We start from the raw sequence: 15,507 nt of genomic DNA, 5'->3' as shown, positions 1-15,507 counted from the left end.
ACCGGTAACTGTGCCAGGCAACGCGGGACTTAGCTCCCGCGTTGCCGTTTGTGCCGCAAGCGTGTTGTGAAGGAAACGGAAACGATGGCCAAGCGTGATTATTATGAGGTGCTGGGCGTGGAGCGCGGCGCCAGTGAAGCCGAGCTGAAGAAGGCCTATCGCCGTCTGGCAATGAAGTATCACCCGGATCGCAATCCGGACGATAAAGAGGCGGAAGAAAAGTTCAAGGAGGCCAACGAGGCCTACGAAGTGCTGACCGATGCCCAGAAACGTGCTGCCTATGACCAGTATGGGCATGCCGGAGTCGATCCGAACATGGGGGCCGGGGCCGGTGGTTTTGGTGGTGGCGCTAGTTTCTCGGACATCTTTGGTGATGTGTTCGGCGACATCTTCGGTGGTGGCGGTGGGCGTGGTGGTCGTTCCAGCGTGCAGCGTGGCAGTGATCTGCGCTATACCCTGGAACTGGACCTGGAAGAGGCTGTGCGTGGCACGACCGTAACCATTCGGGTGCCGACGCTGGCCGAGTGTAAGACCTGTAACGGGACTGGGGCCAAGAAGGGCTCAAGCCCGGTCACCTGTACCACCTGTGGCGGGCATGGTCAGGTGCGTATGCAGCAGGGCTTCTTCTCGGTACAGCAGACCTGTCCGCGCTGTCATGGCAGCGGCAAGATGATTACCGACCCCTGTGGCGACTGTCATGGCCATGGTCGGGTGGAAGAGCAGAAGACCTTGTCGGTCAAGGTGCCGGCTGGTGTGGACACCGGCGACCGCATCCGCCTGGCGGGTGAAGGGGAGGCCGGGGTCAATGGCGGCCCGTCGGGCGACCTGTATGTCGTGGTATCGGTGCGTGAGCACAAGATTTTTCAGCGTGATGGCAAGAATCTGTATTGCGAAGTGCCGGTCAGTTTTGCCGATGCTGCGCTGGGTGGTGAGCTGGAAGTGCCGACCCTGGATGGTCGGGTCAAATTGAAAATCCCTGAAGGCGCCCAGACCGGCAAGCTGTTCCGGCTGCGTGGCAAGGGTGTGGTGCCGGTGCGCGGTGGTTCGGCAGGCGACCTGCTGTGCCGGATCGTGGTCGAGACGCCGGTCAATCTGACCAAGCGCCAGCGCGAGCTGCTTGAGGAGTTGCGCAGCACCCTGGAGGCCGAAGGCTCCAATCAGTCGCCACGGGCCAAAAGCTGGTTTGAAGGGGTGAAAAACTTCTTCGAAGACATGAAATTCTGAGCGGAGCGAATCCATGAGACGAATCGCAGTGATTGGCGCCGCCGGGCGTATGGGCAAGACCCTGATCGAGGCCGTGACCCAGGCTGAAGGTGCGGCATTGACTGCCGCCATCGAGCGTCCGCAGAGCACTCTGGTTGGGGCTGACGCTGGCGAGTTGGCCGGGGTTGGGTGCCTGGGTGTGACGGTGGCCGGAAGTCTGGAGCAGGTGCTGGATGATTTCGATGTGCTGATCGATTTCACTCATCCGACCAGTACCTTGGTCAATCTGGAGTTGTGCCGGGCCCATGGTAAGGCCATGGTGATTGGCACTACCGGTTTTTCCGAGGAGCAAAAGCAACAGATCGCCGAGGCGGCCAGGCAAATTGGCGTAGTGTTTGCCCCGAACTTCAGTGTGGGTGTCAATCTGTGTCTGAAGCTGCTGGATATGGCTGCCCGGGTAATGGGTGACGATGCTGATATCGAAGTGATCGAAGCGCACCATCGGCACAAGGTCGATGCTCCTTCGGGCACGGCGCTGCGCATGGGGGAAGTGGTTGCCCAGGCGCTGGGGCGTGATCTGCACAAGGTTGCAGTCTATGGTCGCGAGGGTCAGACCGGCGCGCGCGAGCGTGAAACCATTGGCTTTGCCACAGTGCGGGCAGGCGATGTGGTAGGTGATCATACTGTGCTGTTCGCCACTGAAGGCGAGCGGGTGGAAATCACCCATAAGGCTTCAAGTCGGATGACTTTCGCCAAGGGGGCTGTGCGTTCGGCATTGTGGCTGGAAACTCAGGCTGCGGGCCTGTATGACATGCAGGATGTGCTGACGTTACGCTGAGTGTGGTTGAATGGACAAGGCCCGGCCAATGCCGGGCTTTGTCGTATCTGGGATGGGCTTAGCTGCTCTGGTTGGCGACCCGGACCTGTTCGCGGGCCAGCATGTCCAGGGTCTGAATGTTGCGTTGCAGATAAAAAGCGGCAATGGTCGGCACCCAATCTTCGTAATACTTGATCAGGCGCGGCTGGATGAAAGTGTATTGTTTGTCCAGTCGACTGAGTGTGGCCTGCTGGTCGGGGAATAGGCTGTGCAGTTTGCTGGCGCGCTCGGTGATGCGTTGGTCCATGGCGGCAAAGATGCCCTCATCGGCGTCCATGAAGTACACGCCAACCGAGCTGAACATGTTGTTCTGGTATAGCAGCAGGATCTGGTTGGTTTCCAGGCTCTGTTGGTGCAGGGCCAGCAGTTGCTCGGATGCGCTGCTGGTCTGTTCGTCGTAAAGTTGCGCGGCGGTGCGTTCCAGGCGGCCGTGCGCCTGCATGATGCGGTTGACCGTGGCCAGGTTGAAGTGGGCTTCTTCTTCTGGTTGCCCTTCCAGTTCGCGGATCAGGTTGACGAAGTCGGTGTAGGGGCTGCGTAGTTCGTTGGGGTTGCCGAGCTGGCGCAGGAGCTGGTCCATGCGGTTCAGGGCTTGATTATAGGTTTCGCGGTTACCCGGCTCGCGTACTCGCTCATAGAGGTTGTTGTCGATCAGCAGGTAGGTTCCGGCGATATAGCCTTCACTGCGGAACTCATGCAGGGTTTGCAGGCGTTGCAGGTCGGCCTGGGCCAAGGGCGCCATGCACAACAATATCAGTACGATGAAGTTGCGTTTCAGGTGCACTACCATGGTGTTGTCCCCGAGTTTTTCTTTTTGTTGTGATGCAAGTCGTGACCGGTCACCAGGGTCTGTGCTGCCGGCGGGGTGGCGCCTGGGCAGATGACTGCATGCGTTCATCGGGGTTTTTATCACAGTTGACCGAAGGATGAAACACAATGGGATTGTGTCCGGTTGTTGCGGTCGGGCGAACGGTGCCATTCGGTGTGGATATTTTGGGGTCAAGCCGCTAGACTATGGCGCTAATCTGTCTATCTAGCGCGTATCTGACAATGCCTTGTAGCGGGATGTGGTGTCACGGCACCTCATTCCCGCTTTTGTGCAGCCCGCGTTTGGTAAAACGTGTCAGCTCAATCGGAGGTTTTCTTGTCCAAGCCAGCCATTCTCGCCCTTGCCGACGGCAGTATTTTTCGCGGTGAGGCCATCGGCGCCGACGGCCACAGTGTCGGCGAGGTCGTGTTCAATACGGCCATGACCGGTTATCAGGAGATCCTCACCGATCCGTCCTACTCCCGCCAGATCGTAACCCTGACCTACCCGCATATCGGCAATACCGGTGTTACTCCCGAAGATGTTGAAGCCGATCGGGTGCACGCTGCCGGTCTGGTCATTCGCGATCTGCCGCTGCTCGCCAGCAGTTGGCGCTGCAAGCAGAGCCTGCCCGATTACCTCAAAGACAACGGCGTGGTGGCCATTGCCGGTATCGATACTCGCCGGCTGACCCGTATTCTGCGTGAAAAGGGCTCGCAAAACGGCTGCATTATTGCCGGTGATTCGGTCAGCGAGGAACAGGCGCTTGAGCTGGCGCGCAGCTTCCCGGGGCTCAAGGGCATGGACCTGGCCAAGGAAGTCACGGTCAAGGCGCCCTACCAGTGGCGCTCCAGTGTCTGGGAGCTGGCCAGTGACAGCCACCCCGAGCGAGCCGATGCCGAACTGCCCTACCATGTCGTGGCCTATGACTATGGGGTCAAGACCAACATTTTGCGCATGCTGGTGGCGCGCGGCTGCCGCCTGACCGTGGTGCCGGCCCAGACGTCGGCCAGTGAAGTGCTGGAGCTGAATCCGGATGGGGTATTCCTGTCCAATGGCCCTGGTGATCCGGAACCCTGCGATTATGCGATCCAGGCCATTCGCGAGATTCTCGAAACCGAGATTCCGGTCTTCGGTATCTGTCTGGGTCACCAGTTGCTGGCCCTGGCCTCCGGCGCCAAGACCGTGAAGATGGGCCATGGCCACCATGGCGCCAACCACCCGGTGCAGGATCTGGATAGCGGCGTGGTAATGATCACCAGCCAGAACCACGGTTTTGCTGTCGATGAGACGAGCCTGCCGGGCAATCTGCGTGCTACCCACAAGTCGTTGTTCGACGGCACGCTGCAGGGCATCGAGCGCACCGACAAGGCCGCTTTCAGCTTCCAGGGTCACCCCGAAGCCAGCCCCGGCCCGCATGATGTCGCGCCGCTGTTCGACCGTTTCATCGAGGCCATGGCCAAGCGCTGCTAAACCGCCGGAATACAGGATTTACTGAAGATCATGCCAAAACGTACAGACATTCAAAGCATTCTGATTCTCGGCGCCGGCCCCATCGTCATCGGCCAGGCCTGTGAGTTTGACTACTCCGGCGCTCAGGCCTGCAAGGCGCTGAAGGAAGAGGGGTACCGGGTGATCCTGGTCAACTCCAATCCGGCCACCATCATGACCGATCCGGCCATGGCTGATGCCACCTACATCGAGCCGATCAAGTGGCAGACGGTAGAGAAGATCATCGAGAAGGAGCGCCCGGATGCGGTGCTGCCGACCATGGGTGGCCAGACCGCACTGAACTGTGCGCTGGATCTGGAAAAGCACGGCGTGCTGGAGAAGTACGGTGTCGAGATGATCGGCGCCAATGCCGACACCATTGACAAGGCCGAGGACCGTTCGCGCTTCGACAAGGCCATGAAGTCCATTGGTCTGGAGTGCCCGCGCTCGGGTATCGCCCACAACATGGATGAGGCCAATGCGGTACTCGATCAGGTTGGTTTCCCGTGCATTATCCGTCCGTCCTTCACCATGGGCGGCACTGGTGGCGGGATCGCCTACAACCGCGAAGAGTTTGAAGAGATCTGCACCCGCGGTCTGGACCTGTCGCCGACCAACGAGCTGCTGATCGACGAATCGCTGATCGGCTGGAAAGAGTACGAGATGGAAGTGGTCCGCGATAAGAAGGACAACTGCATCATCGTCTGCTCGATTGAAAACTTCGATCCAATGGGTGTGCATACCGGTGACTCGATCACTGTTGCCCCGGCCCAGACCCTGACCGACAAGGAATACCAGATCATGCGCAACGCCTCGCTGGCGGTGCTGCGTGAGATTGGCGTGGAAACTGGCGGCTCCAACGTGCAGTTCGGTATCTGTCCGAACACCGGGCGGATGGTCGTGATCGAGATGAACCCGCGGGTGTCGCGCAGTTCGGCGCTGGCCTCCAAGGCCACCGGCTTCCCGATTGCCAAGATCGCCGCCAAGCTGGCGGTCGGTTACACGCTTGATGAGCTGCAAAACGACATTACCGGTGGCCGCACGCCGGCTTCGTTCGAGCCGTCGATCGACTACGTGGTCACCAAAATTCCGCGTTTCGCTTTCGAGAAGTTCCCCAACGCCGATGCCCGTCTGACCACCCAGATGAAATCCGTGGGTGAGGTCATGGCCATCGGTCGCACCTTCCAGGAGTCTATGCACAAGGCCTTGCGTGGGCTGGAAGTTGGCGTGGTGGGTCTCGATCCCAAGGTTGATCCGGCCAATGCCGAAGTACGCGCCGAAGTCATTCGTGAACTGACCGTGCCCGGCGCCGATCGGATCTGGTATGTAGCGGACGCCTTCCGCATCGGCATGAGCCGTGACGAGGTGTTCGAGCTGACCCGGATTGATCCCTGGTTCCTGATCCAGATCGAGGATCTGGTCAAGGATGAAGAGCGGGTCAAGACGCTGGGGCTGGCCAACATCGATCGCGATCTGATGTATCGGCTCAAGCGCAAGGGCTTCTCCGACGCTCGTCTGGCTCAGTTGTTGGCAGTCAGCGAGAAAACCCTGCGTAGCCACCGTCAGAAGCTCAAGGTGCAACCGGTGTACAAGCGGGTCGACACCTGCGCCGCTGAGTTCGCCACCGATACCGCCTACATGTATTCGACCTACGAGGAAGAGTGCGAGGCCAATCCGAGCGGACGCGATAAGATCATGGTGTTGGGCGGTGGCCCGAACCGGATCGGTCAGGGCATTGAGTTCGATTACTGCTGTGTGCATGCCGCGCTGGCGATGCGTGAAGATGGTTACGAGACCATCATGGTCAACTGCAACCCGGAAACCGTATCGACTGACTACGACACCTCCGACCGTCTGTACTTCGAGCCGGTGACTCTGGAAGACGTGCTGGAAATTGTCCGGGTCGAGCGGCCCAAGGGTGTGATCGTCCAGTATGGCGGCCAAACCCCGCTGAAACTGGCGCGTGCGCTGGAAGAGGCCGGGGTGCCGATCATCGGCACCAGCCCCGAGGCGATCGACCGGGCCGAAGACCGTGAGCGTTTCCAGCAGATGGTTGAGCGGCTTAATCTGCGTCAGCCGCCGAATGCCACCGCGCGCAGTGAAGAGCAGGCGCTGGCGCTGTCAAAGAATATCGGTTATCCGCTGGTGGTGCGCCCCTCCTACGTATTGGGTGGGCGGGCGATGGAAATCGTCTATCAGGAAGATGAGCTCAAACGCTATATGCGCGAGGCGGTCAAGGTGTCAAACGACAGCCCGGTGCTGCTCGACCACTTCCTCAACTGTGCCATCGAAGTCGATATCGATGCCGTTTCTGATGGTACCGATGTGGTGATCGGCGCGATCATGCAGCATATCGAGCAAGCTGGCGTGCACTCCGGTGACTCGGCCTGCTCGCTGCCGCCGTACTCATTGCCGGCCAATATTCAGGATCAGATCCGTGAACAGGTGCGCAAGATGGCGCTTGAGCTTGGCGTGGTTGGCCTGATGAATGTGCAGATGGCAGTGCAGGGTGAGACCATCTATGTGATCGAGGTTAATCCGCGGGCCTCGCGCACTGTGCCCTTTGTATCCAAGTGCATTGGCCAGTCGCTGGCTAAGATTGCCGCTCGGGTCATGGCCGGCAAAACCCTGAAGGAGCTGGGCTTTACCCAGGAAGTTGTACCGCCGTACTTCAGCGTCAAGGAGGCGGTGTTCCCGTTCGCCAAGTTCCCTGGTGTAGACCCGATCCTTGGCCCGGAAATGAAGTCCACCGGTGAGGTCATGGGCGTTGGCGACAGCTTTGCCGAAGCCTATGCCAAGGCTCAGGTTGGCGCTGGCGAGCGCCTGCCGACCGGCGGCTGCGCGTTCCTCAGTGTGCGCGAAGACGACAAGCCGTTTGTTGCCGAGGTGGCGCGTGACCTGGTTGAGCTGGGCTTCGAGGTTGTGGCTACCAGTGGTACCGCCAAGGTGATCGAGGCGGCCGGTATCCCGGTACGCCGGGTCAATAAGGTGACTGAGGGGCGTCCGCACATTGTCGACATGATCAAGAACGATCAGGTCAGTCTGGTGATCAATACCACCGAAGGCCGCCAGTCGATTGCCGACTCCTATTCGATTCGTCGCAACGCGCTGCAGCACAAGGTCTACTCGACCACTACCCTGGCCGGTGGCCAGGCGATCTGCATGGCGCTGAAGTTTGGTCCGGAGAAGATCGTACGTCGACTCCAGGATTTGCACGCAGGAATTTGATATGAAGTATCCGATGACCAAGCAGGGCGCTGAAGCCCTCGAAGTTGAACTCAAGCAGCTCAAGAGCGTGGTGCGTCCGCAGCTCAGTCAGGCGATTGCCGAGGCGCGTGAGCTGGGTGATCTCAAGGAGAACGCCGAATACCATGCTGCGCGCGAGCAGCAGGGCATGGTTGAGGCGCGCATCCGTGATATCGAGGGCCGTCTGTCCAATGCCCAGGTGATCGATGTCACCAGCATTCCGCATACCGGCAAGGTGATCTTCGGCACGACCGTGACCATTGCTAATGTCGATACCGACGAGGAAGTGGTGTACCAGATCGTTGGTGAGGATGAGGCAGACATCAAATCCGGCAAGATCTCCGTGGGTTCGCCCATCGCTCGCGCCCTGATCGGTAAGGACGAGGGTGATGTGGTTGCGGTCAGGACGCCCGGTGGTGTGGTCGAATTCGAAATCGTCGAGGTGCGTCACCAGTGAGCGATATGCTGACCCGGCCAACTCCTCGCGGTGGTCGGGTGGCTTGGCAACTGGCTCAAACCCTCTGGGTTGGTGGTATCTGGGTGGTTCACTTCGTGCTGCTGCCTGCGCTTGATCGTTTTGGCCTGGCGGCGCTGCTGGTCAATGAAATCGGTGCGTTCATGCGGCCGCTGATGATTGGTTTCGCCGCGGCGTGCGCGCTGCTGCAGTTGCTGGTGGCGGGCGTTGCTCTTGGCGCACGCTGCTGGCGCGATCTGCGAGGTCAGCTACTGTTGCTGGTGCTGTTGGCCTGTACGGTATTCTTCGTCGCGCATGGTTTTGCCGGTGGCGAATACTGGGCGATGTTCGCCTATCTGGTGGTGGCATTTGCCGGCCTGGTGCTGGTATTGCAACCCAGGCCTGACGAGGATGTCGAACCGCTCAGGCGTTCTTGAAGCGCAGCAGGTTGGACAGGTTGGCGTTGGGTTGCTTGCTGCGGCGCAGCAGGATAGCCATTTTGCCGATGACCTGAACCAGTTCTGCGCCGGTCTGCTGGCAGATCTCGCTGATCAGCGCCTGCTTGGCTTCACGGTCGGCGACGCTGAGGCGGATCTTGATCAGCTCGTGATCGTTCAGGGCGCGCTCCAGTTCAGCCAACACGCCGGCGCTGACGCCCTGTTCACTGACGATTACCACCGGCTTGAGGTGGTGGCCGATCTTCTTGAGGTCTTTCTTCTGTGCCGAACTGAGCGCCATAATGATCCGAGTGCTTTCCTAGGGTAATGGAGTGAAAGCGCATAGTTTAACCGGCGGCGCGATCCGCTGCACGAGGTATTCCGTGGCCCGATCCAAAACCAGCAAAGGCTGGCTGAAAGAGCATTTCGACGATCCTTTCGTCAAGAAGGCGCAAAAGGACGGCTATCGTTCGCGCGCCAGTTACAAACTGCTGGAAATCCAGGAGCGCGATCGCCTGCTCAGGCCAGGCATGACAGTCCTCGATCTGGGGGCGGCACCGGGTGGCTGGTCGCAGGTCGCCAGCCGGGTGCTGGGGGAGAAGGGGCGGCTGATCGCCTCTGATATTCTGCCGATGGACAGTATTGCTGATGTCACTTTCATTCAGGGTGACTTTACCGAGGATAGCGTGTTCGAAGCCATTCTGGCCGCCATTGGTGATCAGCCTGTCGACCTTGTTATTTCCGATATGGCCCCCAATATGAGTGGAACACCTGCGGTGGATCAGCCGCGCGCCATGTATCTGTGCGAGTTGGCGTTGGATATGGCTACCAGGGTGTTGCGCCCGGGCGGCGACTTTTTGATCAAGGTGTTCCATGGTGAAGGTTTTGATGATTATTACCGGGGTATGCGTGGTCAGTTTGACAAGCTGCTGACCCGCAAGCCGGATGCCTCGCGTGGTCGTTCGCGGGAAACCTACCTGCTGGCGCGTGGATTCAAGGGTGGCGATCACTGAGAATCCCGCTGGGCGACATAGGGCGTTACACTGGCCGATCTGCCGTCAGGGGTGAAACTGGTGTAAGGTAATCGTGTCTAAGCAGACACACGATTTTAGCGAAGGCTCTGCCGGCGAGCGGCGGAGCAAGAGGGTAGGACTTTGAACGATATGGCGAAAAACCTCATTCTGTGGTTGATCATTGCCGCCGTCCTGGTCACGGTGATGAACAACTTCAGCAGTCCCAGTGAGCCGCGTACCGTAAATTACACCGAGTTCCTGGAGCTGGTTAAGGATCGCCAGGTCGAGCGGGTGACGGTTGATGGCTTTGTAATCACCGGCAAGCGGCGCGATGGTGAAACCTTCAAGACCGTGCGGCCGGCGATTCAGGACGGTGGCCTGATCGGCGACCTGCTGAACAATGATGTGGTGGTTGAGGGCAAACAGCCCGAGCAGCAGAGCATCTGGACTCAGTTGCTGATCGCCAGCTTCCCGATTTTGATCATCATCGCGCTATTCATGTTCTTCATGCGCCAGATGCAGGGCGGCGGCGGTGGCCGCGGCGGGCCGATGAGCTTCGGCAAGTCCAAGGCGCGAATGCTGTCTGAGGATCAGGTCAAGACTACCTTTGCCGATGTCGCCGGGTGTGACGAGGCCAAGGAAGAGGTCAGCGAGCTGGTTGAGTTTCTGCGTGACCCGGGCAAGTTTCAGCGCCTGGGCGGCCATATTCCGCGTGGCGTACTGATGGTCGGTCAGCCTGGTACTGGTAAAACCCTGCTGGCCAAGGCCGTCGCTGGCGAGGCCAAGGTACCGTTTTTCACCATTTCCGGTTCCGACTTCGTGGAAATGTTCGTAGGTGTCGGTGCCAGCCGGGTTCGCGACATGTTCGATCAGGCCAAGAAGCATGCGCCGTGCATTATCTTCATCGACGAGATCGATGCCGTGGGTCGCCATCGTGGTGCCGGTCTGGGTGGCGGGCATGACGAGCGAGAGCAGACCCTGAACCAGTTGCTGGTCGAGATGGATGGTTTCGAGGCCAATGACGGCATCATTGTGGTGGCTGCTACCAACCGTCCGGACGTTCTCGACCCGGCGCTGCTGCGCCCGGGCCGATTTGATCGTCAGGTGGTGGTTGGCCTGCCGGATGTGCGTGGTCGTGAGCAGATTCTCAAGGTGCACATGCGTAAGGTTCCGGTTGGCGATGACGTCAAGCCGTCACTGATTGCTCGCGGTACACCGGGTTTCTCCGGTGCCGATCTGGCCAACTTGGTCAACGAGGCTTCGCTGTTCGCGGCCCGGGCCAACAAGCGGCTGGTGGAAATGAAGGAATTCGAGTTGGCCAAGGACAAGATCATGATGGGCGCCGAGCGCAAGTCGATGGTTATGTCCGAGAAGGAGAAGCTCAATACCGCCTATCACGAGTCCGGTCACGCGATTGTTGGCCGGCTGGTGCCCGAGCATGACCCGGTTTACAAAGTGTCGATCATTCCCCGTGGCCGGGCCTTGGGTGTGACCATGTTCCTGCCCGAAGAAGATCGCTACAGCTTGTCGAAGCGGGCGCTGGAAAGTCAGATCTGCTCGCTGTTCGGTGGCCGGATTGCCGAAGAGATGACTCTGGGCTTTGATGGCGTAACCACAGGGGCCTCCAACGACATCATGCGGGCTACCCAGTTGGCTCGGAACATGGTGACCAAGTGGGGCTTGTCGGAAAAGCTCGGGCCGTTGATGTATGCAGAGGAAGAGGGTGAAGTGTTCCTCGGCCGCAGTGCTGGTAGTCAGCACATCAATGTGTCCGGTGATACGGCCAAGCAGATCGACGAGGAAGTGCGGCGTATCATTGATGACTGCTACACCATCGCCAAGCGCCTGCTGGAAGAAAATCGCGACAAGCTGGATTTGATGGCCGAAGCACTAATGAAGTACGAGACCATCGACTCTGACCAGATCGACGACATCATGGCTGGTCGGCCCCCGCGCGAGCCTAAGGACTGGCAGGGTGATGACAAGGCTGGTCCGGGCGCTGCGGCCAAGTCTGGCGATCAGGCGGCCAGCGATGACGCCGAGCGTGATGACGGTGTGATCGGCGATCCGGCGGGCGAGCACTGATTCTTCATGGTTGAACGGCCTAGCAGCTCCCGGTTGCCTTGCGGCGACCGGGAGCTTGATCTTTCCCGTGTCCAGGTCATGGGCATTCTTAATGTTACTCCGGATTCGTTTTCCGACGGTGGGTGCTTCAATCACCGCGACGCCGCGCTGCGGCATGTCGAGCGGATGCTGGGCGAGGGCGCTACGCTGATTGATGTCGGTGGCGAGTCCACCCGCCCTGGTGCGGCTCCGGTCAGTGTTGCGCAGGAGTTGGAGCGGGTCGTGCCAGTGGTGGAAGCGATCAAGCAGCGCTTCGATACCATAGTTTCAGTCGATACCAGTACGCCTGAGGTGATCACTGCCAGTGCCGCAGTCGGCGCCGGGCTGATCAACGACGTGCGCTCGCTGACCCGTCCCGGAGCCTTGGCGGCGGCGGTTGCCACGGGTTTGCCGGTGTGCATCATGCATATGAAGGGGGAGCCTGATGTTATGCAGCGCTCGCCCAGCTACGATTCAGTGCTGGATGAGGTCAATGCTTTCTTGGTCGAGCGGGTGGCGGCTTGCGTGGCGGCCGGGATTCCCAGGGAGCGGCTGATCCTTGATCCGGGGTTCGGCTTTGGCAAAAGTCTGGATCATAATCTCCAATTGTTCGCCCGTATGCATCTGTTGCAGCCGGCAGGTCTGCCGCTGCTGGTCGGCGTGTCGCGCAAGACCATGATCGGGCAGGTGCTGGACCGGCCGGTTGATCAGCGTCTATATGGCAGTCTGGCTCTGGCGGCGCTGGCTGTAGGCAAGGGTGCGCGTATTCTACGTGTCCATGATGTTGCGGCCACCGTCGATGCGGTGCGAATGGCCGAGGCGGTGCAGCAGGCTGGCTGACTAAAACGATAGCGCGCAAGCAAACAGGAATCAGCAGATGGAAAAACGCTATTTCGGCACCGACGGCATTCGTGGCCGTGTTGGGAGCCACCCGATTACTCCCGATTTCATGCTGCGCCTGGGTTGGGCGGTTGGTATGGCGTTCCGCAACCAGGGCAGTTGCCGAGTTGTGATTGGCAAGGATACCCGGATCTCCGGGTATATGTTCGAGTCCGCATTAGAGGCTGGGTTGTCGGCGGCGGGGGCTCAGGTGCAATTGCTCGGACCGATGCCGACTCCGGCCATCGCCTATCTGACCCGCACTTTCCAGGCTGATGCCGGGATTGTCATCAGTGCCTCGCACAATCCTTTCTACGACAATGGCATCAAGTTCTTCTCGGCCAATGGCAGTAAACTGCCGGATGAGCTGGAGCTGGAAATCGAGCGACTGGTCGATGCACCGCTTGAAGTGGTTGAGTCGGCAGCCCTGGGCAAGGTGACCCGGGTCGAGGATGCGTCCGGGCGCTATATTGAATTCTGCAAAAGCAGTGTGCCCACTAGTGCCAGTTTCAAGGGCTTGAAGCTGGTCCTGGACTGCGCTAACGGGGCGACCTACAAAGTGGCGCCCAGCGTGTTTCGCGAATTGGGGGCTGAGGTCAGTGTAATCGGTGTTCAGCCTGATGGGCTGAATATCAATGCCGGGGTTGGCTCGACCGATCTGGCTGCCTTGCGCAAGGCGGTTCTGGCTCAGGGCGCTGATCTGGGGATTGCTTTTGATGGCGATGGCGACCGGGTGATGATGGTCGATGCGCAGGGCAGGGAAGTTGATGGTGATGAGTTGCTGTTCATCATTGCTGATGACCTGCATCGGCGAGACCTGCTGCGCGGAGGTGTGGTAGGGACATTGATGAGTAACCTGGGGCTGGAGCTGGCACTCAAGGAGCGAGGTGTCGAGTTTGTCCGGGCCAAAGTCGGTGATCGCTACGTCATGGCCGGGTTGCGCGAGCGTGGCTGGATTCTCGGTGGCGAGTCGTCCGGGCATCTGGTCTGCCTGCACCATACCTCAACCGGCGATGGCGTGATCGCCGCGTTGCAGGTGCTGATGGCATTGCAGCGCTCGGGGCTGACCTTGGCCGAAGCCTGCGCTGGCATGAGCAAGTGCCCGCAGACGCTGATCAATGTGCGCTATCAGCCTGGTACTCAGTCGCCGTTGCAGGATGCCTCGCTGCTGGCGGCGGTCGAGGCCGTTGAGCAGCGTCTGGGTGATAGTGGTCGAGTATTGTTGCGCCTGTCCGGTACCGAGCCGCTGATTCGGGTTATGGTCGAAGGCCAGGATGCCGCTCAGGTCAAGGCCGAGGCCGGTCTGCTGGCTGAGCGGGTGAAAGAGCTGTTTGCCGAACACGACTGAAATCTCTGAGAACCAACAGTGTTGGCAAGACTGCCTGAAACAGCCTTGCCGGCCTCGCCTGTGTTCTCAGAAGTTCCTTAAAGCTCAAAAAGGCGGTTGTGTCGTTCGGGCATCTTGGTTAACATTGGCGCCCGCTTGAGCTGAGAGGTTAGGCATGCGTCGTCCGTTGGTCGCCGGAAACTGGAAAATGCACGGTACACGGCAATCCGTCGATGCGCTGCTGGTGGCTCTGTCCCAGCAGGACTGGCCTGAGCAGGTGGAGCTGATGATTGCACCGCCAGCGCTCTATATCGAGCGTTGCCGCGAAGCGCTGGCAGCCGGGCCGATCCGCATCGGTGGGCAAAGTTGTGCTCACCAGGCCGAGCCGGGTGCGTTGACCGGCGAAATATCGCCAGCTCAGCTGCGTGATGCTGGTTGTGAGTATGTGTTGGTTGGTCACTCCGAGCGCCGGACTCTGTTCGGTGAAAGCGATGAAGTGGTCAAGCGCAAGTTTGCTGCGGCACTGGCCTGCGGTCTGCGTCCAGTGCTCTGCGTCGGGGAAACCCAGGCCGAGCGCGATGCTGGTGAAACGGCTGATGTAATCGGTCGGCAGCTCCAGGTAGTGCTGGATGCCTTTGGTGTCGGTGGTCTGGCACAAGGTGTGTTGGCGTATGAGCCGGTCTGGGCCATTGGTACGGGCTTGACGGCAAGTCCTGAGCAGGCTCAGGATGTGCACGCCATGATTCGCGCGCGTCTGGCATTGCTCGATGACGAGCAGGCCCGGATGGTGCAGATTGTGTACGGCGGTAGTGTGAAGGCTGATAACGCCGAGGCGTTGTTTGCTATGCCGGATATCGATGGGGGGTTGATTGGTGGTGCCTCCCTCAACGCTGAAGAGTTTGGTGCGATCGCTCGTGCCGCGGGACGTGTGTAATGATTGAAACCGTAGTTGTGGTTATTCACCTGCTGGTCGCCATTGCCCTGGTTGGGTTGGTGCTTATGCAGCAGGGTAAGGGTGCCGAGACCGGTGCGTCCTTTGGTGCGGGTGCGTCGGGCACCGTGTTTGGCAGCCAGGGTTCAGCTACTTTTCTGAGTCGCTTGACTGCTGTGCTGGCCACTGTATTCTTCGTCACCTCGCTGGGTCTGGCTTATTACGCCAGTAACAAGGCCAGTTTCGAGCGTGATGCCGGTCTGCCGAGTCCGGCACTGCAAACGCAGCCGGCTCCGGTGATCAGTGAAGATGTACCTGTGCTGGAGGTGGAAGGCCAGGTTCCTCAGGCTCCAGTCTCGGATGATGTGCCGAGCGCTGAGTAAGCCAAACAGTTTTGCGGAAGTGGTGGAATTGGTAGACACGCTATCTTGAGGGGGTAGTGCCTTAGGGTGTATGGGTTCGAGTCCCATCTTCCGCACCAACCATAGCAGAGCCCGTCATATGGGCTCTGATCATTGCAAGGGCGTTGCCCGGTTGTCTTGTTAGGCGTCCGGGCGTATAATCCACGCCCTAAGATTCGACGCGGGGTGGAGCAGTCTGGTAGCTCGTCGGGCTCATAACCCGAAGGTCGTAGGTTCAAATCCTGCCCCCGCAACCAGTCACAGGGCCCCTTCAGAGGGGCTTTTTCTTAGCTAGTTGTCTGGACTCCGTGACTGGTGCATGGGGTGGCCAGATCCA

The 15,507-nt window shown here is 59.6% G+C and carries 14 protein-coding genes and 2 tRNA genes; 14 read left to right on the top strand and 2 right to left on the bottom strand.

The genetic code is table 11. The annotated features are described in order from the left end of the window. The first annotated feature begins 84 nt into the window (after window positions 1-84). Both dnaJ and dapB read left to right on the top strand, forming a co-directional pair. Entirely contained in the window at window positions 85-1,224 is a 1,140-nt protein-coding gene (dnaJ, locus tag C2846_RS14635) for a molecular chaperone DnaJ (RefSeq protein WP_080048494.1), read from the top strand. Window positions 1,225-1,237: 13 nt separating this feature from the next. After that, window positions 1,238-2,041, top strand: coding sequence for a 4-hydroxy-tetrahydrodipicolinate reductase (gene dapB / locus C2846_RS14630; RefSeq protein ID WP_119701789.1), 804 nt, complete (start codon window positions 1,238-1,240; stop codon window positions 2,039-2,041). A 58-nt stretch (window positions 2,042-2,099) separates the two neighbouring features. On the opposite strand, the gene C2846_RS14625 is transcribed toward dapB, so the two are convergent. Continuing rightward, on the bottom strand, window positions 2,100-2,870 hold the full coding sequence (locus C2846_RS14625; RefSeq protein ID WP_119701788.1) for a hypothetical protein: 771 nt from the start codon (window positions 2,868-2,870) through the stop codon (window positions 2,100-2,102). A gap of 354 nt (window positions 2,871-3,224) precedes the next feature. Here C2846_RS14625 and carA point away from each other — a divergent pair, with 354 nt between their 5' ends. The 4 genes from carA to C2846_RS14605 are packed head-to-tail and all read left to right on the top strand — an operon-like array spanning window position 3,225 to window position 8,516. Further along, window positions 3,225-4,361, top strand: coding sequence for a glutamine-hydrolyzing carbamoyl-phosphate synthase small subunit (carA, locus tag C2846_RS14620; protein ID WP_119701787.1), 1,137 nt, complete (start codon window positions 3,225-3,227; stop codon window positions 4,359-4,361). 30 nt (window positions 4,362-4,391) lie between these two features. Further along, the gene (carB, locus tag C2846_RS14615) at window positions 4,392-7,607 is read left to right on the top strand and encodes a carbamoyl-phosphate synthase large subunit (protein WP_080048490.1); all 3,216 of its coding nucleotides are present in this window, start codon (window positions 4,392-4,394) and stop codon (window positions 7,605-7,607) included. A 1-nt stretch (window position 7,608) separates the two neighbouring features. Then, window positions 7,609-8,082 (top strand): transcription elongation factor GreA, encoded by a 474-nt coding sequence (greA, locus tag C2846_RS14610; protein WP_080048489.1) that lies wholly within the window; start codon window positions 7,609-7,611, stop codon window positions 8,080-8,082. 5 nt (window positions 8,083-8,087) lie between these two features. Continuing rightward, window positions 8,088-8,516, top strand: coding sequence for a hypothetical protein (locus C2846_RS14605; RefSeq protein WP_080048488.1), 429 nt, complete (start codon window positions 8,088-8,090; stop codon window positions 8,514-8,516). On the opposite strand, the gene yhbY is transcribed toward C2846_RS14605, so the two are convergent. Beyond that, window positions 8,503-8,817, bottom strand: a complete 315-nt coding sequence (gene yhbY, locus C2846_RS14600) for a ribosome assembly RNA-binding protein YhbY (RefSeq protein ID WP_080048487.1) — start codon at window positions 8,815-8,817, stop codon at window positions 8,503-8,505. The genes C2846_RS14605 and yhbY overlap by 14 nt on opposite strands. 82 nt (window positions 8,818-8,899) lie before the next feature. Between yhbY and rlmE the strand changes: the two genes are divergently transcribed. From rlmE to C2846_RS14560, 8 genes are all read left to right on the top strand, one after another. Beyond that, window positions 8,900-9,529 (top strand): 23S rRNA (uridine(2552)-2'-O)-methyltransferase RlmE, encoded by a 630-nt coding sequence (rlmE, locus tag C2846_RS14595; RefSeq protein ID WP_080048486.1) that lies wholly within the window; start codon window positions 8,900-8,902, stop codon window positions 9,527-9,529. Between the two features lie 150 nt (window positions 9,530-9,679). Beyond that, complete coding sequence (ftsH, locus tag C2846_RS14590) at window positions 9,680-11,614, top strand: ATP-dependent zinc metalloprotease FtsH (RefSeq protein WP_080048485.1); 1,935 nt, start codon at window positions 9,680-9,682, stop codon at window positions 11,612-11,614. Between the two features lie 6 nt (window positions 11,615-11,620). After that, window positions 11,621-12,472, top strand: coding sequence for a dihydropteroate synthase (gene folP / locus C2846_RS14585; protein ID WP_080048484.1), 852 nt, complete (start codon window positions 11,621-11,623; stop codon window positions 12,470-12,472). 37 nt (window positions 12,473-12,509) lie between these two features. Then, the gene (glmM, locus tag C2846_RS14580; RefSeq protein ID WP_080048483.1) at window positions 12,510-13,859 is read left to right on the top strand and encodes a phosphoglucosamine mutase; all 1,350 of its coding nucleotides are present in this window, start codon (window positions 12,510-12,512) and stop codon (window positions 13,857-13,859) included. Window positions 13,860-14,013: 154 nt separating this feature from the next. Next, window positions 14,014-14,772 carry a triose-phosphate isomerase gene (tpiA, locus tag C2846_RS14575; protein WP_080048482.1) on the top strand — a complete coding sequence of 253 codons (759 nt, stop codon included), beginning with the start codon at window positions 14,014-14,016 and terminating at the stop codon, window positions 14,770-14,772. Further along, window positions 14,772-15,152: a preprotein translocase subunit SecG gene (gene secG / locus C2846_RS14570; RefSeq protein ID WP_080048481.1), complete on the top strand. Its 381-nt coding sequence runs from the start codon at window positions 14,772-14,774 to the stop codon at window positions 15,150-15,152. The genes tpiA and secG overlap by 1 nt, the downstream gene beginning before the upstream one ends. Before the next feature lie 13 nt (window positions 15,153-15,165). Further along, window positions 15,166-15,250: transfer RNA gene (locus C2846_RS14565), tRNA-Leu, on the top strand. 100 nt (window positions 15,251-15,350) lie between these two features. Next, window positions 15,351-15,427: transfer RNA gene (locus C2846_RS14560), tRNA-Met, on the top strand. Window positions 15,428-15,507: the final 80 nt, after the last annotated feature.

Origin of the sequence: Pseudomonas jilinensis, from assembly GCF_003586265.1 — a bacterium.
GTDB classification, from domain to species: domain Bacteria; phylum Pseudomonadota; class Gammaproteobacteria; order Pseudomonadales; family Pseudomonadaceae; genus Halopseudomonas; species Halopseudomonas phragmitis.
Note: the sequence above shows the minus strand (reverse complement) of the source record. Positions and strands in the feature narration are given on the sequence as shown.